This is a genomic window from Serratia marcescens (assembly GCF_001902635.1).
Lineage (GTDB): Bacteria > Pseudomonadota > Gammaproteobacteria > Enterobacterales > Enterobacteriaceae > Serratia > Serratia marcescens_F.
The window spans coordinates 94,613-116,561 of the sequence record NZ_MJAO01000011.1; the positions used below are offsets into that span (position 1 = coordinate 94,613).

A 21,949-nucleotide genomic window follows, 5' to 3' on the forward strand; every position below is an offset into this window, starting at 1 on the left:
GATAATCCCCTAAAACGCCCGCTATGCCCGTTGGGGCATAGCTCCCGGCTGTTATTGTTCGTTGTGTGCGCGATGACGCGTATCCCAAAATGCCATCAATAACCCTAACACTAAACCGGCTACGTGTGCCGCATTGGCGATCGACATTCCTAAAATATCGAAATATCCGGCTACCAGCCACAATACCGAAAACACCATCAGGCCGCGCGGCAGCATCAGGCCGCGCTCCGGCGCCCGTTCGCCCGAGAGCCACACATAGCCCATCAGCGCATAGACCACGCCGGACAGCCCGCCGAACAGTGCGCCGCTGAACAGCGATTGCGCCCAGCCGCTGAAGAAGGCCGACACCACCGCCAGCACGAACAGCTTGCCGGTGCCGAGGCGTTTTTCCATCTGGCCGCCGAGATACCACCACCACATCAGGTTAAACAGGATATGCAGCAGGGAGAAATGCAGGAACGCATGGCTGACCCAGCGCCACAGCTGTAAATACTGGTCGCTGTTTTGCGGCCAGGAGAGCCAGTGCATCACGGTATCGTCGCCCAGCACCTGCATCAGGATATAGACCGCGATGCACAGCACCATCACGCCGAGCGTTAGCGGCCCGGCCTTGCTGCGCAGGGTGTGCAGGTAGGATTCGCTCTGATAGTGCAGGCCGGCGTCGGTATGGCCAGTCTGCCAGCTGGCGGCCTGATAACGGCGGTTGAGCGGATCGACCAGAAACTGCTGCAGCTCGTGTTGCACCTGTTCGAGGTGGCCGTCGTCGGCCAGCCAGATTTCCGCCGCCTCGCCGCTGTTGCGCAGCTCAAGCCGGATGCCCTGGGTCGCCATATAGTCGACAAAGGCCAGCGCCAGGCGCGGGTTGGATATGGCGATTACTCTAACCATTGCTCTTCCGTCGTAAGTGAATGATTTTGGTCGCGGCTTGCGCGCCGGCGACCCTGACGGCCGATTATAACGTCGAAATCCTGAGCGCTGGCAAACGGATCTGCGAAAAACCCGCGAAAACGCGCACAAATGACGAAAGGAGACGCCCGCCGATGCGGCGGGCGGGGGGATCAGGCTGAGGTTTCCACATCTTGTGGGTATTGGCGCGCCCAGGCTTCGAAGCCGCCATCGATGCTGTAGACCGCATCGAACCCCTGGTGCAGCAGGTACTGCGCCGCGCTGCGGCTGCTGTTGCCGTGGTAGCACATCACCATCACCGGCCGCTCGAAGTCGTTTTGCTGCATGAAAGCAGACAAGGTGGTGTTGGTGAGGTGAAAGGCGCCCGGCGTATGCCCGGCTTCAAAACTTTGCGGATCGCGGATGTCGACCAGGGCGGCGCTGCCCTCTTTCCAGCGGGCGTGTGCCTGCTCCACGTTGATCGCTTCGAACTGTTCCATACTGCTGACTGCCTCGTGATTGGGGGACGCCGCTATTGTAACCAACTCTGCGGCGTTTAAGACCAGAGCAAGGGTGTGGTTTTGTCACACCAGCAGCACTTCAACACCTTGTTGACGCAGTTGTTCAACGATCGCCGGATCGGCGGCCCGGCCAGTGATCACCATGGCGATTTGCTCGGTGCGGCTAAACAGCATGCCGGCGCGTTGGCCGACTTTACTGCTGTCAACCAGCACCACCAGTTTACCGACGTAGTTGAGCATCTTTTGCTCCGCCATGGCGGTCAGCATATCCGTTTTATACAAACCCTCGGCGGTAAGGCCGATACCGCTGGTGAACATCCAGTGCCCGGCGTACAGAGTCGCGTCGCCGTCCTGAGGTGCCAGGGTAATCGACTGAGTTTTGTTGTACTGGCCACCCATGATCACCACGCTGTCATGGTCCTGTTCGATCAGATAGTTGGCCAGCGGCAGGTAGTTGGTGATCACCTGAACCGGCTTGCCGCAAATTTCACGCCCCAGCAGAAATGCAGTGGAACCGCAGTTGATCACCACGCTTTCGCCCGGCTGACAGAGTTGCGCCGCCGCTGCCGCGATGCGCATTTTTTCGTCGAGATGCTGGGTTTGGTGGATGTTGAGCGGCGTCCAGGCCGGGCGCGGGGTTTGCGTGGCTTCGGCGCCGTTGCGCACTTTGCGCAATTTGCCAATTTCATTCAGTTTGTTGATGTCCCGGCGCGCGGTGGCCGGAGAGATGTCAAACGCCGCGATCACGTCCGCCACGGAGATTTGCCCCTTGCGATGCAAGAGATCGAGAATGGCATTGTGGCGTTGGGACTCTGTCATGCGGGCTCCATCAGGGTGAGAAGAACGTCGTTGCCTTCGATTATATGCGCGCCGTTTGACGATTTGAATCATTGCCGTTCAAAAGCGCGCATCAGTATGCAACACCGGTTGATTACAAGAAAGACTTGAAGGGCAGGTCGGGTTCCTGGGTGAAACAATCATCGAACCCGCGCGGATAGTGATATTCCAGATTGTCTTTGTCCTGCGGCCAGATGAACTTGCCGCCAACCTGCCAGATAAACGGTTTGAAACCGTACTTGAGCCGGTCCTTTTTCATATCCCACAACACGCGGATCTCCTGCGGATCTGCCTGGAAATTCGACCAAATATCGTGGTGGAAGGGGATCACGACCTGGGCATTCAACGACTCCGCCATACGCAAGATGTCGGCGCTGGTCATCTTGTCGGTAATGCCGCGCGGGTTCTCGCCGTAGGAGCCGAGGGCGACATCAATGTGGTGATCGTTGCCGTGCTTGGCGTAATAGTTGGAATAGTGAGAATCGCCGCTGTGATAAAGGTTGCCGCCCGGCGTTTTGAACAGGTAATTGACCGCACGCAGGTCCATGCCGTCCGGCAGAACGCCTGCCGCTTTTTGTTCCACCGGTAATGTGATCAGCGCCGTGCGATCGAAAGCATCCAGCGCATGAATTTCGACGTCTTTGATTTTTATCACGTCGCCAGGTTTGACGGTGATGCAGCGCGCCGGCGGAACGCCCCAGCCGATCCAGATATCCACGCAGCTTTTCGGCCCGATAAACGGGACGGTGTCTGGACAGTTCTGCAACACTGCCGCCGCGACGTTCACATCGATATGATCGTTGTGATCGTGCGTGGCCAACACGGCGTCGAGCTGGGTGATGGCGAACGGGTCGAGTACGAATGGGGTGGTGCGCAGGTTCGGCTGCAGCTTCCGCACCCCGGCCATGCGCTGCATTTGATGGCCGGTTTTCATCAGAGGATTGCCGTGGCTCTGCTTGCCAGTGCCGCACCAGAAATCGACGCACAGGTTGGCGCCTTCTTCAGACTTGAGCCAGATGCCGGTGCATCCCAGCCACCACATGGCGAAGGTGCCGGGTGCGACTTCCTCCTGCTCTATCTCTTCGTTCAGCCAAGTGCCCCATTCGGGAAAGGTGTTCAATATCCAGGACTCGCGGGTGATGTCGTTGACTTTACTCATGGGTCTTTCCTCATTGGCGGTGATGATAAAATCACAAGTGATCATAATAAGGTTTTATGTGATTTGTTTTGATTGAATCTAGCATCGTTTTTTTCAACTGACAACGATCTTAATTCACGTCAACGCCGCATTATTCGCGCATGGCACTGCCCTTGGCCCTTATGTTTCTCCTGATTACTGCTATTAAATTCAATGGGTAATAAAATATGCGTTGCCTAATCCATTGAATGTTAGTGGAATTGATTTTTATCTTGCGAGGTTGTTCACAAATAATCATTTATGATCTTTTTGTGATTGTTGGTGATTGATATGGTGAGGGCGTTACCTGCACGCCAACCTTTCCGGGAGAGCCGTATGGAAACCCTTTACACCATCTTCACCGTCTTTTTTAACCAGGTGATGACCAATGCGCCGCTGCTGCTGGGGCTGGTTACACTTCTGGGTTACACGTTGCTACGCAAAAGCGCGGCGGTCATCATCAAAGGCACTATCAAGACCATTATCGGTTTCATGTTATTGCAGGCTGGCTCCGGCATCCTGACCGGCACGTTCAAACCCGTTGTGGCGAAGTTGTCTGAGGTATACGGCATCAACGGGGCGATTTCGGACACCTATGCTTCGATGATGGCCACCATCGAACGTATGGGGGACGCCTACAGCTGGGTCGGCTACGCGGTATTGCTGGCATTGGCGCTGAACATTCTCTACGTACTGCTGCGGCGTATTACCGGTATTCGTACCATTATGCTCACCGGCCACATCATGTTTCAGCAGGTTGGGCTGATCGCAGTATTTTTCTACATTCTGGGTTACGGCATGTGGACGACGGTATTGTGCAGCGCGCTCTTGGCTTCACTGTACTGGGGCATCACCTCCAACATGATGCTCAAACCGACGCAGGCGGTAACGGAAAACAGCGGATTCTCGATCGGGCACCAACAGCAGTTCGCTTCGTGGCTGGCATACAAGGCCGCACCGTATCTCGGTAAAAAAGAGGACAGCGTGGAAGATCTGAAGCTGCCCGGGTGGCTGAACATTTTCCATGACAACATCGTGTCCACCGCCATCGTGATGACGCTGTTTTTCGGCATCATTCTGTGCTCGTTCGGCTTGGATACTCTGCAGGCGATGGCCGGTAAAATTCACTGGAGCATCTATATCCTGCAAACCGGGCTGATGTTCGCGGTGGCGATTTTCATCATCGTGCAGGGCGTGCGCATGTTCGTCGCCGAATTAACCGAGGCCTTTAACGGCATTTCCCAACGTCTGATCCCTGGTGCAGTACTGGCCATCGACTGTGCCGCCATTTATAGCTTCGCGCCCAACGCCGTGGTGTGGGGTTTTATGTGGGGCACCATCGGCCAACTGATCGCCGTCGGCATACTGTTAGCGCTCGGCTCTTCCATCATGATTATTCCCGGTTTCATTCCCATGTTCTTTTCTAACGCCACCATCGGCGTATTCGCTAACCACTTTGGTGGCTGGCGCGCGGCGATGAAGATCTGTCTGGTGATGGGAATGATAGAGATCTTCGGCTGCGTGTGGGCCATCAAACTGACCGGGCTAAGCGCCTGGATGGGCATGGCGGACTGGTCGATTCTGGCGCCGCCGCTGATGCAGGGGCTGAGTCTGGGCCTGTGGTTTATGGGCGTGGTGATCGTTATCGCCCTGCTGTACATGTTCTTCGCCGGACGCACCCTGCGTGCGGAAGAAGATGCTGAAAAACAATCGGTTGAATCGGCGTCACGTTAATAGGAGTGCAGATTATGACGGTACGAATCCTGGCGGTATGCGGTTGCGGACAAGGCAGTTCCATGATCATGAAAATGAAAGTCGACCAATTTTTAACGCAGCAAGGCGTGGATCATTCGGTCAACAGCTGTGCGGTGGGGGAATACAAATCCGAGTTGAATGGGGCTGACATCATCATTGCTTCCACCCATGTCGCGGATGAAATCGTCGTCAGCGGCAACAAATATGTGGTCGGGGTACGCAATATGCTCTCGGCGGCGGACTTCGGCCCGAAGCTGATGGACGTCATCGGCGCGCATTTTCCGCAAGATTTGAAGCAGTGAGGAGCGAGTAATGAAGCTGAGCGATTCGTTGGCGCAGAATAACGCTATCCAACTGCAGGCAGAGGCTGCCGACTGGCGCCAGGCGGTGCGGTTGGGGGTCGATCTGCTGGTGGCCGCCGGCGTGGTGGAACTACGCTATTTCGACGCCATTTTGGCCGGCGTCGAACGGCACGGTCCTTACTTCGTGCTGGCGCCGGGCTTGGCGATGCCACACGGCCGGCCGGAAGAAGGGGTGCTGAAAACCGGCTTCGCCTTAGTCACCCTGAAGACGCCAGTGTGTTTCGGTGATGAGGACAACGATCCGATAGACATCTTGATCACCATGGCGGCGGTGGACGCCAAAACGCATCAGGAGGTGGGGATCATGCAAGTGGTGAACCTGTTTGAAGATGAGGCGAACTTCGATCGCTTGCGGGCCTGTCGTCACGCGAGCGAGGTATTGGCGTTGATCGACAAAACGTCTACGGCGGCGGCGAATTGAAGGAGACAAACAATGAACACGCATTTACCGATGTTGCAGGTGGCACTGGATAACCTGTCCATGGCTGCGGCTTACGACACGACTCGCCTGATCGCGGCCGAAGTCGACATCATCGAAGTCGGCACTATTTTGTGCGTGGCGGAAGGTGTGCGAGCCGTGCGCGATCTGAAAGCGCTGTATCCGGATCGCATTGTGTTGGCGGACGCAAAAATCGCAGATGCGGGTCAGATTTTGGCGCGAATGTGCTTCGAGGCGCATGCCGATTGGATCACGGTGATCTGCTGTGCCGATATCAATACGGCCAAGGGAGCCCTGCAGGTGGCGCATGAGTTCGGTGGTGACGTGCAGATAGAACTGACGGGGTTCTGGACCTGGGAACAGGCGCAGGCGTGGCGTGAAGCGGGAATTGGTCAGGTGGTGTATCACCGCAGCCGTGACGCGCAGGCGGCGGGGGTATCCTGGAGCGATGACGATATCCGCGCGGTTCGTCGCCTGAGCGAGATGGGTTTTAAGGTGACGGTCACCGGCGGACTGGCGCTGGAGGATTTGCCTCTGTTCCAAGGTATTCCCATCCATGTCTTTATCGCCGGGCGCAGCATTCGCGATGCCGCCGACCCGGTCGCGGCGGCACGGGAATTTAAACGTGTTATCGCCCAGCTGTGGGGCTGAGGAGCGGTTATGTTGCACAAATCCGTGCCGTTGGGCATCTATGAGAAAGCGTTGCCGCCGGGCGAGGACTGGCTGACGCGCCTGCAACTGGCGGGTGAGTTGGGATTCGATTTCGTTGAAATGTCGATCGATGAAAGCGACGGCCGCCTGGCGCGGCTGGACTGGAACACTGAACAGCGGCTTGCGTTGGTTAGCGCCGTTGCGGCGAGCGGTGTGCGCGTCCCTTCTTTATGCCTTAGCGCCCACCGGCGTTTTCCGTTGGGCAGTGAAGACGACACGACGCGCGACCGGGGACTGGAGATCGTGCGAAAAGCTATTCGGCTGGCGCAGGATACCGGCATCCGGGTGATCCAACTGGCCGGGTATGACGTTTATTACCAGCAGTCGACTGCGCAGACCCGCGCCCGGTTCCGCGCCGGATTGATGCAGGCGGTAGAGATGGCCAGCCGTGCGCAGGTCATGCTGGCGATGGAAATCATGGACTATCCACTGATGAACTCGATCAGCAAGGCGCTGGGCTACGCCCACTACCTGAATAACCCGTGGTTTCAGCTGTACCCGGATATCGGTAACTTGTCTGCCTGGGACAACGATGTGCCGATGGAGCTCATGGCCGGACGCGGACATATCGTGGCGGTACACGTTAAGGATACGCGGCCGGGGGAGTTTAAGAATGTGCCGTTCGGCGAAGGCGTGGTGGATTTCGTACGCTGTTTCGAAACGCTGTTGCAGAGCGGCTATCGTGGCCCCTATCTGCTCGAGATGTGGAGCGAGAAAGCGAACGATCCGCTGCGGGCGGTGCGGGAGGCGCGTGCCTGGGTGGTTGAACGCATGGCCGAGGCCGGGTTGGAAATAAGGAGGTAGCATGCTGGAACAACTGAAAAGTCAGGTGTACCGAGCCAATATGGCGTTGCCTGAGCACGGGCTGGTGACCTATACCTGGGGCAATGTCAGCGGCATCGATCGGGCCAGTGGGCTGGTGGTGATCAAACCCAGCGGCGTACCTTATGAAACGATGCGGGCTGAGGATATGGTGGTGGTGAATGCGCGAGGTGAGGTTGTTGAGGGGCAACTGCGACCTTCGTCCGATACGCCGACGCATTTGGCGCTGTACCGGGCGTTCCCTCAACTCGGCGGTGTGGTGCATACACACTCCACCCATGCCACCGCCTGGGCGCAGGCGGGGGAAGCGATACCGGTGCTCGGCACCACCCACGCCGACTATTTTTCCGGCGATATTCCTTGTACCCGCGGGCTGACGGCAGAAGAGGTGGCGCGGGAATATGAGCTGAACACCGGTCGGGTGATTATCGAAACCCTGAAAGGGCGTGAACCGTTGCACATTCCCGGTATCCTGGCGTATCAGCATGGCCCGTTCAGTTGGGGAAGGACGCCGGATGAGGCGGTGCATAACGCCGTGGTGTTGGAGGCGGTGGCGAAAATGGCGTGGATCAGCCGGGATATTAACCCCGGCCTAAGGCGGATAGATGACTATCTGCTGGAAAAGCATTTCAGCCGCAAACATGGCGCCGGTGCCTATTACGGCCAGCGCTGACTCTCAGGCGCCGTAGCCCATCATCTTCAACAGCTGCTGCGCCTGCTGCACCGCTTCCTGGCGATGGGCGACGCCCAGTTTCTGGTACAGGTTGCGGATGTGGGTCTTGATGGTGGTGGCCGCTACGTCCAGCTCGCCGGCGATCTGATCGTTGCTGTAGCCGGAATAGATCAGCCCCAGCACCTGCCATTCGCGCTGGGTGAGCGGGCTGGTACGGATCAGCTCCGGCACCTGCGGGTGAGTCAGCAGTTTATCGACGAAGTTCTCGTCAAAATGCGCGAACTTATGCCGATGATGCTGGTTGATGTCGCGCAGAATGCGCTGGGCGCGATGCTGTTCCAGCTCCGGCAGCGTGTTGAGCTGGATCAGCTGGCGCAGCTGCTGCGCCATCACTTCGCCCTCGATGACGAAGTGGCTGATAAAGCCGGTGCGGTTGGCCAGCGACAGCGCTTCGATCAGCGCCTGCTGTGCTTCGCCCTTGCGCTCTTGCAGCCAGTAAAGCTGGTTGCTGAGCAGCAGGTTGCGGTTGAGATCGCTCACCAAACGCAGGCGGCGGGCGTTTTCGTTCAGTTCATCCAGCACCACGCCGGCTTCTTCATACTGGCCGAGCAGGATCTGCACCCGCGCGATGTTGCGCCATTGGCCCTGAGTGAAGTGGTTGTCCGCCATGCCGGGCTTTTCGGTATGGCGCAGCCACTGGGCGGCGGCGGCGGCGTCGCCGGTCATCTGCCAGTGAATCACCCGCGACTTGTCGGTGTTGGTCAGCCAGTCGCGGTGGTAGTGGGCGCCGTGCAGCAGGGTTTCGCAGCGCTGCAGGTGGGAATTGGCATTATCCAGATCGCCGCGCGCCAGCGAGCATTTGGCCAGCATGGCGATGCACTGCAGCTGCTGCTGCGGTTGGTAGTTCGCCAGGATCTTCAGCCCGGTGCGCGCCGCGTCTTCCGCTTCGTCCAGCCGCGACCACGACCACAGGATCTGCGCGCGAATGCGCAGCAGAAATTCGTGCATCGGCAGCTGTTCCAGATGCTGCTCGCGGATCAGCTCAAATGCCTTGTCCTGGGTTTCGTAAGCGGCCTGCAGGAAGCCTTGGGCGATGAGGATCTCGCTCTGCTGCAGCAGCGCCCAGAGCGCGTAATGGTTGGCCTGATGGCGGCGCGCCATCTGCTCGGTTTGCTGCATCATCGGCAGCGCGCGCGCCAGTTCACCCTTGCAGTGGTGCACTTCGCCGGTCACCGATGTGGCGACGATGCGGCTGTAGTAGCTGGACAGCGGCAGGAATTTCAACGCTTCGGTCGCCAGCCGCTCGGCCTCTTCCGGTTTGCCGGCGTTGATCGCCACCTGGGCGCGCAAGGCGTTGAACTCGGCGTGCAGCGTCTGGTCTATTTCGATTTTCTGTTCGTGCATGGTGCGCTCGGCGCGCTCCAGCAGGGTATTGACCTCGCTGTAGCGGTGCTGGCTCTGCGCCAGCCAGGCCTGCAACAGCGCCAGCTTGGGGTTTTGGATCAGGCGCTCATACGGCAGCGCGTTGAGGCATTCTTCCAGCAAGGCCAGCTCGCTGTGGTGGAACAGCGACCAGGCGTGTTGCAGCAGGATATCGCGCAGCATGCTGACGTCGCTGGCCGCCAGCGCATGGTGAATGGCCTCCGCCGGGTAACCCAGCGCCAGCCAGCCCTCGGCGGCGGCGCGGTGCAGCCCCGGTAGCTCCAGCGCCAGCTCCCACTGACAGCGCTGGCGAAGGAAAGAGGCGAACAGCGGGTGGAAGTTGAACCATTCGCCGGTATCGTCCATGCGGTGGATGAACAGCCCCTGGCGCTCCAGTTCTTCCAGCCGCTGCTGGCCGTTTTCTTCGCCGGTCAGGCGCACGATCAGCGCGTCGTTCATCGAACGCAGCACCGAACAGCGCAGCAGGAAGGCGCGCGCATCGCTATCGACGTGATCCAGCACTTCGTCCACCAGGTAGTCGGACAGGTGACTGGCGTTCAAGCCCGCCAGCCGTTTGGCCGACAGCTGGGCCGAAGAGGCGGACTGGCGGGCCGACAGCGCGATCAGCTGCAGCGCGGTGGCCCAGCCTTCCACCTCGTCGCACAGGCGGCTGCTGTCTTGCTGTTCCATCGGTGCCGCCAGGCGGCAATCGAAGAACTGTTTGGCTTCCTGATGGGTGAATGCCAGCTGTTGCGTGCCCATTTCCAGCAGCTGATCGCGTACCCGCAGATTGGCGATGCCGAGCGGCGGCAGGGTGCGCGAGAGCAGGAGCAGCGTCAGGTTTTCCGGCTGGTGGCGCAGGAAAAAGCGCATGGCTTCGTGGATAGCGTCGTTGGTGATCAGGTGGTAGTCGTCGATCACCAGGTACAGCGGCTGGTGCCAGTCGGCCAGCTCGATAAACAGCTGGGCGAACAGCGCCGACAGGCTGGCGTATTGGTGCTTTTGGCTCAGCGCCTCGCTTTTGACGCAGCGGCCGCCGCTGGCCTGCTGCAGGGCGGCGATCAGGTAGCTGGCAAAGCGCTCCGGTTGGTTGTCGCTCTCGTCCAGCGAATACCAGCCCAGATCGGCCTTGCCGGCCGCCCATTGGGCGACCAACGTGGTTTTCCCGTATCCCGCCGGGCAATTGACCAGTGTCAGGCGATAGTTGCCCGCGCTGGCCAGTTTGGCCAGCAGGCGATCGCGGATCACGGTATTTTGCAGCCGTACCGGGCGGCTCAGTTTTGATGGGATCAGCATAGTATTCCAGGGTATAAATCGCGGTTCCCGCCGGGATTGGAGTGGCGCTAATTATTTTATGGTTCGTAATTAATAGCTCCTCCTAACTTCTGCCAACCCTAAACGTATTGCAACAAGCTTCCGCATTGGCTTGGAGTTAAGTTGCTATCGATCACACTTTTTTACGTTTGGCGCCGGCGCGCGGCGATGCCGTTACGGATCGCATTTCCGGCCCTGGACAAAACTTCAGCAGTGCGAATACTTGTGCTAACGTCATGGTTAACGTTCTCAGTGCTCGCCGCACGCGTTGGCGGGCTTTTTTGCATCGTTGCAAGGGAGTCAAAAAGTGCCTGAGATCACAATTCCAGCTACGCCCCAATCCTCCTCCCCAGCTAATCCCCAGGCGGGATGATGCCGTCAGGCGTTCTCACCGGCACGATAGCGGCAATTTGACCCACTTACTGGATAGAGAGTTTTCCTTATGTCACAGCCTACGCTCAAGAAGGATGCTTTTCTGGCGGCGCTTACCCGTCAGTGGCAACGGTTCGGCCTCAGTTCCGCACAGCAGATGACGCAACATCAATGGTGGGAAGCCGTCAGCGCGGCGCTGGCCGAACAGCTGGCCGCGCAACCGGCACCGCGTAAAAGCGCCAAACCGCTGCGCCACGTGAACTACATTTCGATGGAGTTTCTGATCGGCCGGTTGACGGCGAATAACCTGATCAACCTGGGCTGGTACGACACCGTCGAGCAGGCGCTGGCGGAGCAGAACGTCAAGCTGGCGGATCTGCTGGAGCAGGAAACCGATCCGGCGCTGGGCAACGGCGGGTTGGGGCGTTTGGCGGCCTGTTTCCTCGACTCGATGGCGACGGTGGAGCAACCGGCCACCGGCTATGGGCTGAACTACCAATATGGGCTGTTCCGCCAATCGTTCCTGGGCGGGCAACAGCAAGAGGCGCCGGATAACTGGCAGCGCGAGAGCTACCCGTGGTTCCGCCACAACGCCGCGCTGGCGGTGGACGTGGGCATCGGCGGCAAGCTGGAGAAACAGGCCGACGGCCGCGAGCTGTGGCGCCCGGCCTTCACCCTGCGCGGTGAAGCCTGGGATCTGCCGGTGCTGGGGTACCGCAACGGCGTGGCGCAGCCGCTACGCCTGTGGCAGGCGACCCATCAGCACCCGTTCAACCTGAGCGATTTCAACGACGGCAAATTCCTGCAGGCGGAGAAGCAGGGCGTAGAAGCCGACAAGCTGACCAAGGTGCTCTACCCGAACGACAACCACCAGGCCGGCAAACGCCTGCGCCTGATGCAGCAGTATTTCCAGTGTGCCTGCTCGGTGGCGGACATTTTGCGCAAGCACCATCAGGCCGGCCGCAAGATTGAAGAGTTGCCGAAGTACGAAGTGATCCAGCTGAACGACACTCACCCGACCATCGCCATTCCGGAAATGCTGCGCATTCTGCTGGATGAGCACCAGCTGGAGTGGGATGCGGCCTGGGCGATCACCAGCAACACCTTTGCCTATACCAACCACACCCTGATGCCGGAAGCGCTGGAGTGCTGGGATGAAAAACTGGTGCGCAGCCTGCTGCCGCGTCACTTCTCCATCATCAAACAGATCAACGCCAGGTTCAAAAAATTGGTGGATAAGCATTGGCCGGGCGACGAGGCGGTGTGGGCCAAGCTGGCGGTACACCATAACAAGCAGGTGCGCATGGCCAACCTGTGCGTGGTCAGCGGCTTTGCGGTCAACGGCGTGGCGCAGCTGCATTCGGATCTGGTGGTGAAAGATCTGTTCCCGGAATATCACCAGCTGTGGCCGAACAAATTCCATAACGTCACCAACGGCATCACGCCGCGCCGCTGGTTGAAACAGTGTAACCCTGCGCTGTCGGGTTTGATCGACGAGACGCTGAAGGTGGAGTGGGCCAACGATCTCGACGCGCTGCGTGGGCTGGAGAAATTCGCCGACGACGCGGCGTTCCGCCAGCGATATCAGCAGATCAAACGCGACAACAAGGTGGCGCTGGCCAACTATGTGCACGGCGTGATGGGACTGACGCTCAACCCGGACGCGATCTTCGACGTGCAGATTAAACGCCTGCACGAGTACAAGCGCCAGCACTTGAACCTGTTGCACATTCTGTCGCTGTATCGTCAGCTGCGCGACAACCCGAATCTGGACATCGTGCCGCGCGTTTTCCTGTTCGGTGCCAAGGCGGCACCGGGTTACTACCTGGCGAAAAACATCATCTACGCCATCAACCAGGCGGCCGAGAAGATCAACAACGATCCGCTGGTGAAAGATCGTCTGAAAGTGGCGTTTATCCCCGACTACCGCGTGTCGGTGGCTGAGCTGATGATCCCGGCGGCGGATATCTCCGAGCAGATCTCCACCGCCGGTAAAGAGGCCTCCGGTACCGGCAACATGAAGTTGGCGCTGAACGGCGCGCTGACGGTCGGCACGCTGGACGGCGCCAACGTCGAAATTGCCGAGCAGGTGGGCGAAGACAATATCTTTATCTTCGGCAACACCGTGGAGCAGGTGAAGGCGCTGTTGGCGAAGGGCTACGACCCGCTCAGCTACCGCAAGAAAGACAAGCACCTGAAGGCGATTTTGGACGAGCTGGCGAGCGGCGCGTTCAGCCACGGCGACAAGCACGCGTTCGACATGATGCTGCATAGCCTGTTGAAAGGCGGCGACCCCTATTTGGTGCTGGCGGACTTCGCTTCGTACTGCCAGGCGCAGCTCCGGGTCGATGAACTGTACCGCGATCGGGACGAATGGACGCGGCGGACTATCCTTAACACCGCACGCGTCGGCATGTTCAGCTCGGATCGCTCGATTCGCGATTACCAGCAGCGCATCTGGCAAGCCAAACGTTAAGGAGAGCGAATGGATCGCAAGCGTATCGATCAGGTGGCAGCGCAGGCGGGGATCGCTGCCGATTTCATCAATGCCCACGGCAAGCGGCAGGCGATTGAGCCGGAGACCAAACGCAAGCTGCTGGCGGCCATGAACCGCACCGGCGCCGTGCAGGAAAGCGCGCCGTCGCCGTTACCGGCGGTCAAGGTGTTCTATCAGGGTGCGCCGCTGGCGCTGACGCCGGCGGGCGAAGGCGAATACCTGTGGGCGCTGCAGCGTGAAGACGGCGAATGCTTGCAAGGGCGCGTCGGCGCGCGCAAGACCCTGACGCTGCCCGGCGATCTGCCGACCGGCTACCACCAGCTGACGCTGAGCCAGGGCGCGCAGCAGTGGCCATGTCGGCTGATCGTCGCGCCGAGGCGTTGCTTCGAGCCGGACGCCTTGCTGACTGGCAAGAAGCTGTGGGGTGCCTGCGTGCAGCTGTATACGCTGCGTTCCGATCGCAACTGGGGCATCGGCGACTTCGGCGATCTGCGCCTGATGGTGGAGCAGGTGGGTGAACGCGGCGGCGCTTTCGTCGGCCTTAATCCGATCCATGCGCTGTATCCGGCCAACCCGGACAGCGTCAGCCCGTACAGCCCCTCGTCGCGCCGCTGGCTGAATCTGGCGTATATCGACGTCAACGCGGTGGAGGATTTCCAGCGCAGCGAAGCGGCGCAGCGCTGGTGGCTGAAGCCGGCGACGCAGAAACAGTTGGCCAAGGCGCGCGCCGCGGAGTGGGTGGATTACGCCGCCGTGATGCCATTGAAGCTGGCGGCGCTGAAGCTGGCGTTCCCGGTATTTCAGGCGCGCAAACCGGGCGATGCGCAGCGCCAGGCGTTTGAGCAATTCGTGGCGGACGGTGGTGACAGCCTGTATCAGCAGGCGTCTTTCGACGCGCTGCATGCGCATTTGGCGGCGAAAGACGTCAGCCAATGGGGCTGGCCGGCTTGGCCTGAGCGTTATCGGCAGGGCAATGGCAAAGCGGTGCGGCAGTTCTGCGAAGAACATCAGGATGCGGTTCGTTTTTACCTGTGGTTGCAGTGGCTGGCAGCCGCTCAGTTCGCTGAGTGTTTCGTGCAGAGCCAACGGCAGCAGATGCCGATCGGCCTGTATCGCGATCTGGCGGTTGGAGTGGCGGAGGGCGGTGCGGAAACCTGGTGCGACCGCGAGCTGTACTGCCTGAAAGCGTCGGTCGGCGCACCGCCGGATATCCTGGGGCCGCTGGGGCAAAACTGGGGCCTGCCGCCGATGGATCCGCACGTGATGACGGCGCGTGGTTATCAGCCGTTTATCGATCTGCTGCGCGCCAACATGACCAGCTGCGGCGCGCTGCGCATCGATCACGTGATGGCGCTGCTGCGGCTGTGGTGGATCCCCTATGGCGAAACCGCCGATCGTGGCGCCTACGTCAAATATCCGGTAGACGATCTGCTGGCGGTGCTGGCGCTGGAAAGCCAGCGTCACCGCTGTATGGTGATCGGCGAGGATCTCGGCACTGTGCCGGTGGAGATCATCGGCAAGCTGCGGGACAGCGGCGTCTACTCCTACAAAGTGCTCTATTTCGAACGCGACGGCGAGCACCATTTCCGTGCGCCGCAGGCTTATCCGGTGCAGGCGATGGCGACCATTACCACTCACGATCTACCGACGCTGCGCGGCTATTGGCAGAGCGACGATCTGACGCTCGGCAAGACGCTGGGGCTTTACCCGGACGCGGAACTCCTGCAGGCGCTGTTCGCCGATCGGGAACGCGCCAAGCAGGGGCTGCTGGATGGGCTGCACCGCTACGGCTGCGTGCCGCAGAAGGTGGGCAAGAAGGCGGCGCTGCTCGGCATGAGCCCGCAGCTCAATCGCGGCCTGCAGCGCTATGTCGCCGACAGCGCCAGCGCCTTGCTCGGCCTGCAGCCGGAAGACTGGCTGGATATGGCCGATCCGGTCAACATTCCCGGCACCAGCGATCAATACCCTAACTGGCGGCGCAAGCTGACCCAAACGCTGGAGGAGATGTTCGCCGATCCGCGGATAAACCGGTTGTTGAAGGACTTGGATAAGCGGCGTCGCAAAGTGTCGGTGGGGTGACGATCGAGTGCCGTTGTATTAAGACAAAGGATGAGGACCGTAGCCCTATCCAAATGATGGATACCCGAATTAATTGGAGTTGCAGCTAGGCGGCAAGTGCGTAAATCCCCAGGAGCTTACTTAAGTAAGTGACTGGGGTGCGCGCACGCAGCCAACAACGCTGCAACTTCAAGTAAGAAGGGGGATCAGTAGTAAGAGTGTTCGCCGCGCTGGTGCTCGGTCAAGTCACGCACGCCCTTCAGTTCCGGGAACTTCTGCAGCAGCTCTTTCTCGATGCCTTCTTTCAGCGTGACATCCACCATCGAACAGCCGTTGCAACCGCCACCGAACTGCAGGATCGCCATGTTGTCGTCGGTGATCTCCATCAACGTCACGCGGCCGCCGTGGCCCGCCAGCTGTGGGTTGATCTGCGATTGCAGCACGTATTCAACGCGTTCCATCAGCGGTGCATCGTCATCGACCTTGCGCATCTTGGCGTTCGGCGCCTTCAGCGTCAGCTGGGAACCCAGCTGGTCGGTCACGAAGTCGATTTCGGCGTCTTCCAGATACGGCGCGCTCAGCTCATCGACATAGGCGGACAGCTTGTCGAACTTCAGTTCGGTATCCGTCGCTTCTACCGCGTCCGGCGGGCAATAAGAGACACCGCATTCGGCCGTCGGCGTGCCCGGGTTGATCACGAATACGCGGATTTGGGTGCCTTCTTCTTGATTTGCCAACAGTTTGGCAAAGTGTTCCTGTGCAGCATCTGTTATACGGATCATAGCATTAGCTCAATAGTTGACTTCTATAGTCGGTTATAATACGCCCATTGCCGTGGCACTACAACGTGCGGCAAACGCACCAGACCTGCACCGAGGCGGCGCCTTGCCGCTGCAGCAGCGCCGCGATCTCCGAGACGGTGCTGCCGGTGGTCACCACGTCATCCACCAGAGCGATATGCCGGCCGGCAACCGATGCCGCGCAGACGAAAGCGCGCTGTAGATTGCGCCGGCGCGCCCCGGCGTTCAGCCGTTGTTGCAGGGCGGTCTTGCGCACCCGGCGCAAGGTGGCGGGCTGAAAGGCGCAGCCCAGCCAGTGCGCCAGCGGCCGGGCCAGCAGCTCGCTTTGGTTATAGCCGCGGCGCCAACAGCGCGTTGCATGCAAGGGTACCGCTAAAATCATATCGGGTCTGTTCAGATACTGCTCTGTGCATGCGTGCCGCCACTGCAACAGCATCAGGCGCGCCAGCGTCGGTGCCAGTTCGGGCGCGTGCTGGAACTTGAACCTTTTCACCAGCTGGCTGAGGGGCGCAACGTAGTCGCCGACGAACACCAACCGCAGCCAGGGCGGTGGCCGTTGCAGGCAGCGGCCGCAGGGCGTTTGTGTATTCCCGGCGGGCAGCCCGCAGCGCGGACAACAAGGGGGTTTGGCCGGCAGATGGCGCAGGCAACAGCTGCAGATACCATGACGCATCAGGCTCAACGGCTGCCGGCATAGCCAACAGCGGCTGCGGATTGATAGCATAGAGGCTCCGTGACGGATAAGCATGAAAGGACAATAACCAATGACAGCGCTGTACTGGCAAACAATAGGTGAAGGCGAACGCGATCTTGTGCTGCTGCACGGCTGGGGATTGAACGCCGAAGTGTGGAGTTGCATTCAGGCGCGACTGACGCCGCATTTTCGCCTGCACCTGGTCGATCTGCCGGGGTATGGCCGCAGCCAGGGGTTCGGCGCCCTGTCGCTGGAGCAGATGACGGAGATCGTGCTGGCGGCCGCGCCGCCGCAGGCCTGGTGGCTCGGCTGGTCGCTCGGCGGGCTGGTGGCCAGCCAGGCGGCGTTGATGCAGCCTGAGCGGGTCAAGGGGCTGATCACCGTGGCCTCCTCGCCGTGCTTCGCCGCACGCGATGAGTGGCCGGGGATCCGCCCGGACGTGTTGAGCGGCTTCCAGCACCAGCTGAGCCTGGATTTTCAGCGTACCGTCGAGCGCTTTCTGGCGTTGCAGACGCTGGGCACCGAGAGCGCGCGTCAGGATGCACGCCAGCTGAAAGCGGTGGTGCTCAATCAACCGACGCCGAGCGTCGAGGTGTTGAACGGCGGGCTGGAGATCCTGCGCACTGCCGATCTGCGCGTGCCTCTGGCGGTACTGACGTTGCCGCTGCTGCGGATCTACGGCTATCTGGATGGGCTGGTGCCGCGCAAGGTCGCCGAGCTGCTCGACGCCGCTTGGCCGCACTCCAGGTCGCAGATCGTGGCCAAGGCCGCCCATGCGCCGTTTATCTCTCACCCTGATGAATTTGTGACGATGATCGAAGCGTTTATTGCAGCACATTGAATACGGCGGGAAAACGCACGATAGAGCGCTAAAAAAAACGCCGCCGGGTGGATAAAAGACAAAGCTGTTCGATACTTAGTGAGTCAATGCGTTGGCTGAAAAATGAAAAAAACGCGAGCGGCGTTTTTCATTTTGGCGTTTCGTCTCTGGGCAACAGGCCCCGTCAGGGAAAGCAACGAGGCCTGAGGATGTCGCGGCAGCCTGCGGTACTGCGCATGGATTCTTGACGGCTTTCATAACAGATAAATTATCCATTGAGAGGTTAGTGTCATGAAATCATTGAAGATGATTATTGCAGCGGCAGTGCTGGGTTCGGTGTCTTTCGGCTCCATGGCGGCAACCCTGCTGACCAAGGAAGATCTGGATAAGAATCCGGGTAAATACGAGAAGTTAGGCACCGTCACCACCACGGCGCAGACCACGTCGCCGATGGATGCCAAGGAAGAGCTGTCCAAACTGGCGGACGAAAAGGGCGGGCAATACTACGTGATCCTGGCGGGCCGCGAGCACGGTAAATTCAGTGCCATCGCCGAAGTCTACAAAGACAAAAAATAAGTCTTGAACGGCAAAGGGGCGCCTGTCAGCGGCGCCCCTGGCTTTCAGGCTTTCAGCCGATAGGTCACCGTGCTGCATCCTTGGCCCTGCGGGCAGCTTTTGCAACTGCCGCTCAGGCAGGCACTGTCATCCTGCTCGATACGTTCCACTTTCCCCATCGCCATTAAACGTTCCAGCATCGCCTGCACCAGCGGCAGCGGCGTCGCCAGCGATTGGCTGAGCTGCTGTGCCTGGGCGCTGCCGAGCAGCGCCAGCGCATCGCGCACCTGCAGCAGCCCGGCCATCAGTGACAGCTCCCTTTGGCGCTCTGGCAACAAGACGCCGGCGTGGCGTTGCCCAGGCGCACCGTGACGCGGCTGCGCGCCCGGCGTAGGCCGAACAGCACCAGCAGGTTCACCAGCACCACCACCAGGATCGCCGTCAGGCTGTACTGCGGGTGTTGGTTGAAGGTGGCCACCTGATAGAACAGCGTCGCCAGCGAGTAGGCCACGTTCAGCCCCCACAGGATAGAGAAGGTCATCCAGCCGCGGCTCGACTCGCGGGCGATGGCGCCCATCACCGAGACGCAAGGCACGTAAAGCAGCACGAAAATCAGATAGCTGTAGGCGGAGATGCCGGAGCCGAATTTGCTGCTCATCACGCCCATCGAGCCGACGCCCATCTCGCCGTCGCCCTTGCTGGCTTCGATTGGGTTGGAGAGCACGCTCAGGCTGAAGGTATTTTTCAGGCCATCCCAGGTTTCTTTCAGCGCGCCGCCCAGCTCATCGAGCAGGTTGAAGTTGGCGGCGTCGAACGCCTCTTTGTTGATGTGCTCGGCGGTGTACAGCGTATTCAGCGTGCCAACCACCACTTCTTTCGCCATCGCGCCGGTCACCAGGCCGACGGTGGCCTGCCAGTTATCGCTGTGGACGCCCATCGGCTGCAGCAGCGGCGTCAGCACTTTGGACACCGAGGCCAGCGCGGAGTCGTTGATGTTATCGACCGGCTTGCCGCTGAACGAGAAGCTGTTCAGGCCGCCGATGAACATGCTGGCTACCACGATCACCTTACCGGCGCGCAGCACGAAGCCTTTCAGCCGCTGCCAGGTTTGCAGCAGCAGGCTTTTCAGGTGCGGCACGTGGTAGACCGGCAGTTCCATCACGAACGGCGAGGCCTCACCGCGCATGATGGTGTATTTCAGCACCAGGCCGGTGAGGATCGCCACCGCAATGCCGAGCATGTACAGCGAGAACACCACCCCGGCGCCGTCCTGGCCGAAGAAGGCGGCGGCGAACACTGCGAAGATCGCCAGACGGGCGCCGCAGGACATGAACGGCGCCATCATGATGGTGATCAGGCGCTCGCGCTGGGCGTCCAGCGTCCGGGCACCCATGATTGACGGTACGTTGCAGCCGAAGCCGACAATCAGCGGCACGAAGGACTTGCCCGGCAGCCCAAGCGCCTGCATCAGGCGGTCCATCACGAACGCCGCGCGCGCCATGTAGCCGGAGTCTTCCAGGAACGACAGGAACAGATACATCATGCCGATCTGCGGCACCAGCGGCAGCACGGTGTTGATGCCGCCGCCGACGCCCTGCGCCAGGAAGACGGTCAGCCAGTCGGGGAAGTGCAGGGTATAGCCGAGCCACTGAATGCCCTGAATGAAGATCGCCGCCGAGCCGATATCGAAGATCGGCTGCAGCGCGCCACCGATGTTGATCGCCAGCAGGAACATCAGGTACATCACCAGCAGGAAGATCGGCACGCCCAGCCAGCGGTTGAGGATCACTTTATCCAGCATTTCGGTCAGGCGGTTGGGCATCGCCTGCTGCGAGTTGCTGACCGCGTCGCACAGGGCGGCGATGGACTGGTAGCGCGCGTCGGCGATCACCAGCGCCGGGTCTTCTTGCTGCTGTTGGTGCAACGCCTGGGTGGCTGCAGGCAGCAGTGCGACAGCAGGGCCGGCCAGACGGTGGCTGTAGATGTCGCCTTCCAGCATCTGCAGCGCCAGCCAGCGGCGCTGCGCCGCCGGCAGCGTTTGCGGCATGGCGTCGCTCAGCGTGGCGACCTCTTTGAGCAACAGCGGCGGGTAGTTCACCAGCGCCTGTTGCTCATTAAGCCGATGATTGTCGAGCATCTGTTTCAGCACGCCAATGCCGTCGGCGCGGGTGGAGACCATCGGCACCACCGGGCAGCCGAGGCGCGCCGACAGCGCGGCGACGTCGATTTCGATATGCTGACTTTTGGCGATGTCGAGCATGTTCAACGCCACGATGCAGGGAATGCCCAGCTCCAGCAGCTGCAGCGTCAGGTAGAGGTTACGCTCCAGGTTGGAGGCGTCGACCACGTTGATCAGCAGATCGGCGTCGCCGCTCAAAATGTAGTGGCAGGCGATCTGCTCATCGAGCGAGGTTTGTTCCGAGATGGTGGTCAGGGAGTAGGTGCCGGGCAGATCGACCAGCCGCACGTCAGACTGCGGGGTGGTGAAATGGCCTTCTTTGCGTTCAACCGTCACACCCGCCCAGTTGCCGACCCGCTGGCGCGCGCCGGTCAGCTGGTTGAACAGCGTGGTCTTGCCGGAGTTCGGGTTGCCGATTAAGCCGATGGTGAGTTTTTTCATAGTTCAGCGTGTCGTCTTCAAGGAGAACAGCGCCGGCGCAAGGGCGCGTCGGCAAACGGAGGGCGCACCGGCTCAGGACTGGCCGTCGAGCTGCAGCAGCGCCAGATCCTTCCTGCGCAGCACCAGGCTGACGCGGCGAGTTTTAATTTCTATCGGATCGCCCAGCGGCGCGACGCGCACCACTTCAAACGAAGAGCCGGGCAGCATGCCGAGCGATAACAGTTTCTGGCGGTAGGCCGGCGCAATCTCGCTGGAAAAGCCGGCGATCTTATACGTGTGTTTCGGTTGAAGATGCATGTATTAAACCTTCCGGGAGCCGATGGTGTTCGGGCTGATGATTCTTGGACGTGGCCGGCGAAAGCTTCACACCGTCGGCGTTATTCATCCATAAGGTCATGCAATAATACGGAACGCAATAATAGTGAGAACCATTATCACATTCAATAAAAAAAGTAGGGGTATTGGTAACCAATTATTATCACCTTGCCGTTGTTTTACCACCGGCGCGGGCGCGCGGCAAATGCGAATGGCGGGTTAAATCGGTTGCATAATTACGGTTAATTTTTCCTGATTGCAAACGCGGCGGCTTATTCTTTCGTTTTGGTTAGCGAGGCG

General features: G+C 60.0%; 20 protein-coding genes. 10 read left to right on the forward strand and 10 right to left on the reverse strand.

Annotated features, from left to right (window positions below; genetic code table 11):
• Nucleotides 1-51: 51 nt before the first annotated feature.
• The 4 genes from glpG to ulaG all read right to left on the reverse strand — a co-directional run bounded on the left by glpG (nt 52) and on the right by ulaG (nt 3,402).
• A complete protein-coding gene (gene glpG, locus BHU62_RS12830; protein ID WP_073532361.1) occupies nt 52-888 on the reverse strand; it encodes a rhomboid family intramembrane serine protease GlpG in 837 nt (278 codons plus the stop codon).
• 170 nt (nt 889-1,058) lie between these two features.
• A complete protein-coding gene (gene glpE / locus BHU62_RS12835) occupies nt 1,059-1,385 on the reverse strand; it encodes a thiosulfate sulfurtransferase GlpE (protein WP_073532362.1) in 327 nt (108 codons plus the stop codon).
• Nucleotides 1,386-1,469: 84 nt separating this feature from the next.
• Nucleotides 1,470-2,225, reverse strand: a complete 756-nt coding sequence (ulaR, locus tag BHU62_RS12840; RefSeq protein ID WP_073532363.1) for an HTH-type transcriptional regulator UlaR — start codon at nt 2,223-2,225, stop codon at nt 1,470-1,472.
• A 112-nt stretch (nt 2,226-2,337) separates the two neighbouring features.
• Complete coding sequence (gene ulaG / locus BHU62_RS12845; RefSeq protein WP_073532364.1) at nt 2,338-3,402, reverse strand: L-ascorbate 6-phosphate lactonase; 1,065 nt, start codon at nt 3,400-3,402, stop codon at nt 2,338-2,340.
• 354 nt (nt 3,403-3,756) lie between these two features.
• Between ulaG and ulaA the strand changes: the two genes are divergently transcribed.
• The 6 genes from ulaA to BHU62_RS12875 are packed head-to-tail and all read left to right on the forward strand — an operon-like array spanning nt 3,757 to nt 8,182.
• Complete coding sequence (gene ulaA / locus BHU62_RS12850; RefSeq protein ID WP_073532365.1) at nt 3,757-5,154, forward strand: PTS ascorbate transporter subunit IIC; 1,398 nt, start codon at nt 3,757-3,759, stop codon at nt 5,152-5,154.
• Between the two features lie 14 nt (nt 5,155-5,168).
• Nucleotides 5,169-5,477, forward strand: coding sequence for a PTS ascorbate transporter subunit IIB (gene ulaB / locus BHU62_RS12855; protein ID WP_047729673.1), 309 nt, complete (start codon nt 5,169-5,171; stop codon nt 5,475-5,477).
• 10 nt (nt 5,478-5,487) lie between these two features.
• The gene (ulaC, locus tag BHU62_RS12860; protein WP_073532366.1) at nt 5,488-5,958 is read left to right on the forward strand and encodes a PTS ascorbate transporter subunit IIA; all 471 of its coding nucleotides are present in this window, start codon (nt 5,488-5,490) and stop codon (nt 5,956-5,958) included.
• Between the two features lie 12 nt (nt 5,959-5,970).
• Nucleotides 5,971-6,627, forward strand: coding sequence for a 3-keto-L-gulonate-6-phosphate decarboxylase UlaD (locus BHU62_RS12865; RefSeq protein WP_073532367.1), 657 nt, complete (start codon nt 5,971-5,973; stop codon nt 6,625-6,627).
• 9 nt (nt 6,628-6,636) lie between these two features.
• A complete protein-coding gene (locus tag BHU62_RS12870; RefSeq protein ID WP_073532368.1) occupies nt 6,637-7,491 on the forward strand; it encodes an L-ribulose-5-phosphate 3-epimerase in 855 nt (284 codons plus the stop codon).
• Between the two features lie 4 nt (nt 7,492-7,495).
• Nucleotides 7,496-8,182, forward strand: coding sequence for an L-ribulose-5-phosphate 4-epimerase (locus BHU62_RS12875; RefSeq protein ID WP_073532426.1), 687 nt, complete (start codon nt 7,496-7,498; stop codon nt 8,180-8,182).
• Nucleotides 8,183-8,185: 3 nt separating this feature from the next.
• Here the strand turns inward: BHU62_RS12875 and malT are convergent, their stop codons facing one another.
• Entirely contained in the window at nt 8,186-10,900 is a 2,715-nt protein-coding gene (gene malT, locus BHU62_RS12880; RefSeq protein ID WP_073532369.1) for an HTH-type transcriptional regulator MalT, read from the reverse strand.
• 460 nt (nt 10,901-11,360) lie between these two features.
• On the opposite strand from malT, the gene malP reads away from it, so the two are divergent.
• Nucleotides 11,361-13,766 (forward strand): maltodextrin phosphorylase, encoded by a 2,406-nt coding sequence (gene malP / locus BHU62_RS12885; protein ID WP_073532370.1) that lies wholly within the window; start codon nt 11,361-11,363, stop codon nt 13,764-13,766.
• Between the two features lie 9 nt (nt 13,767-13,775).
• Complete coding sequence (malQ, locus tag BHU62_RS12890) at nt 13,776-15,866, forward strand: 4-alpha-glucanotransferase (protein WP_073532371.1); 2,091 nt, start codon at nt 13,776-13,778, stop codon at nt 15,864-15,866.
• A gap of 185 nt (nt 15,867-16,051) precedes the next feature.
• On the opposite strand, the gene nfuA is transcribed toward malQ, so the two are convergent.
• Both nfuA and gntX read right to left on the reverse strand, forming a co-directional pair.
• Entirely contained in the window at nt 16,052-16,627 is a 576-nt protein-coding gene (gene nfuA, locus BHU62_RS12895) for a Fe-S biogenesis protein NfuA (protein ID WP_004930777.1), read from the reverse strand.
• 58 nt (nt 16,628-16,685) lie between these two features.
• Nucleotides 16,686-17,369, reverse strand: coding sequence for a DNA utilization protein GntX (gntX, locus tag BHU62_RS12900; protein ID WP_073532372.1), 684 nt, complete (start codon nt 17,367-17,369; stop codon nt 16,686-16,688).
• A gap of 40 nt (nt 17,370-17,409) precedes the next feature.
• Here gntX and bioH point away from each other — a divergent pair, with 40 nt between their 5' ends.
• Together bioH and BHU62_RS12910 are read left to right on the forward strand one after the other, a co-directional pair.
• Nucleotides 17,410-18,180 carry a pimeloyl-ACP methyl ester esterase BioH gene (bioH, locus tag BHU62_RS12905; RefSeq protein ID WP_073532373.1) on the forward strand — a complete coding sequence of 257 codons (771 nt, stop codon included), beginning with the start codon at nt 17,410-17,412 and terminating at the stop codon, nt 18,178-18,180.
• A gap of 270 nt (nt 18,181-18,450) precedes the next feature.
• Nucleotides 18,451-18,735 carry a YdgH/BhsA/McbA-like domain containing protein gene (locus BHU62_RS12910; protein ID WP_073532374.1) on the forward strand — a complete coding sequence of 95 codons (285 nt, stop codon included), beginning with the start codon at nt 18,451-18,453 and terminating at the stop codon, nt 18,733-18,735.
• A 44-nt stretch (nt 18,736-18,779) separates the two neighbouring features.
• On the opposite strand, the gene BHU62_RS12915 is transcribed toward BHU62_RS12910, so the two are convergent.
• The 3 genes from BHU62_RS12915 to feoA all read right to left on the reverse strand — a co-directional run bounded on the left by BHU62_RS12915 (nt 18,780) and on the right by feoA (nt 21,631).
• Nucleotides 18,780-19,019, reverse strand: coding sequence for a FeoC-like transcriptional regulator (locus tag BHU62_RS12915; protein WP_073532375.1), 240 nt, complete (start codon nt 19,017-19,019; stop codon nt 18,780-18,782).
• Nucleotides 19,019-21,334 carry a Fe(2+) transporter permease subunit FeoB gene (gene feoB, locus BHU62_RS12920; RefSeq protein WP_073532376.1) on the reverse strand — a complete coding sequence of 772 codons (2,316 nt, stop codon included), beginning with the start codon at nt 21,332-21,334 and terminating at the stop codon, nt 19,019-19,021. The genes BHU62_RS12915 and feoB overlap by 1 nt, the downstream gene beginning before the upstream one ends.
• Nucleotides 21,335-21,406: 72 nt before the next feature.
• Complete coding sequence (gene feoA / locus BHU62_RS12925; RefSeq protein ID WP_073532377.1) at nt 21,407-21,631, reverse strand: ferrous iron transporter A; 225 nt, start codon at nt 21,629-21,631, stop codon at nt 21,407-21,409.
• Nucleotides 21,632-21,949 lie beyond the last annotated feature (318 nt).

Coding starts and splice junctions, on each gene's coding strand:
- ulaA (WP_073532365.1), top strand. CDS start 3,757: ATGGAAACCCTTTACACCATCTTCACCGTCTTTTTTAACCAGGTGATG.
- feoB (WP_073532376.1), bottom strand. CDS start 21,334: ATGAAAAAACTCACCATCGGCTTAATCGGCAACCCGAACTCCGGCAAG.
- feoA (WP_073532377.1), bottom strand. CDS start 21,631: ATGCATCTTCAACCGAAACACACGTATAAGATCGCCGGCTTTTCCAGC.
- ulaR (WP_073532363.1), bottom strand. CDS start 2,225: ATGACAGAGTCCCAACGCCACAATGCCATTCTCGATCTCTTGCATCGC.
- malT (WP_073532369.1), bottom strand. CDS start 10,900: ATGCTGATCCCATCAAAACTGAGCCGCCCGGTACGGCTGCAAAATACC.
- ulaG (WP_073532364.1), bottom strand. CDS start 3,402: ATGAGTAAAGTCAACGACATCACCCGCGAGTCCTGGATATTGAACACC.
- ulaC (WP_073532366.1), top strand. CDS start 5,488: ATGAAGCTGAGCGATTCGTTGGCGCAGAATAACGCTATCCAACTGCAG.
- ulaB (WP_047729673.1), top strand. CDS start 5,169: ATGACGGTACGAATCCTGGCGGTATGCGGTTGCGGACAAGGCAGTTCC.
- glpE (WP_073532362.1), bottom strand. CDS start 1,385: ATGGAACAGTTCGAAGCGATCAACGTGGAGCAGGCACACGCCCGCTGG.
- bioH (WP_073532373.1), top strand. CDS start 17,410: ATGACAGCGCTGTACTGGCAAACAATAGGTGAAGGCGAACGCGATCTT.
- BHU62_RS12870 (WP_073532368.1), top strand. CDS start 6,637: ATGTTGCACAAATCCGTGCCGTTGGGCATCTATGAGAAAGCGTTGCCG.
- glpG (WP_073532361.1), bottom strand. CDS start 888: ATGGTTAGAGTAATCGCCATATCCAACCCGCGCCTGGCGCTGGCCTTT.
- malQ (WP_073532371.1), top strand. CDS start 13,776: ATGGATCGCAAGCGTATCGATCAGGTGGCAGCGCAGGCGGGGATCGCT.
- gntX (WP_073532372.1), bottom strand. CDS start 17,369: ATGCTATCAATCCGCAGCCGCTGTTGGCTATGCCGGCAGCCGTTGAGC.
- malP (WP_073532370.1), top strand. CDS start 11,361: ATGTCACAGCCTACGCTCAAGAAGGATGCTTTTCTGGCGGCGCTTACC.
- BHU62_RS12865 (WP_073532367.1), top strand. CDS start 5,971: ATGAACACGCATTTACCGATGTTGCAGGTGGCACTGGATAACCTGTCC.
- BHU62_RS12915 (WP_073532375.1), bottom strand. CDS start 19,019: ATGGCCGGGCTGCTGCAGGTGCGCGATGCGCTGGCGCTGCTCGGCAGC.
- BHU62_RS12910 (WP_073532374.1), top strand. CDS start 18,451: ATGAAATCATTGAAGATGATTATTGCAGCGGCAGTGCTGGGTTCGGTG.
- nfuA (WP_004930777.1), bottom strand. CDS start 16,627: ATGATCCGTATAACAGATGCTGCACAGGAACACTTTGCCAAACTGTTG.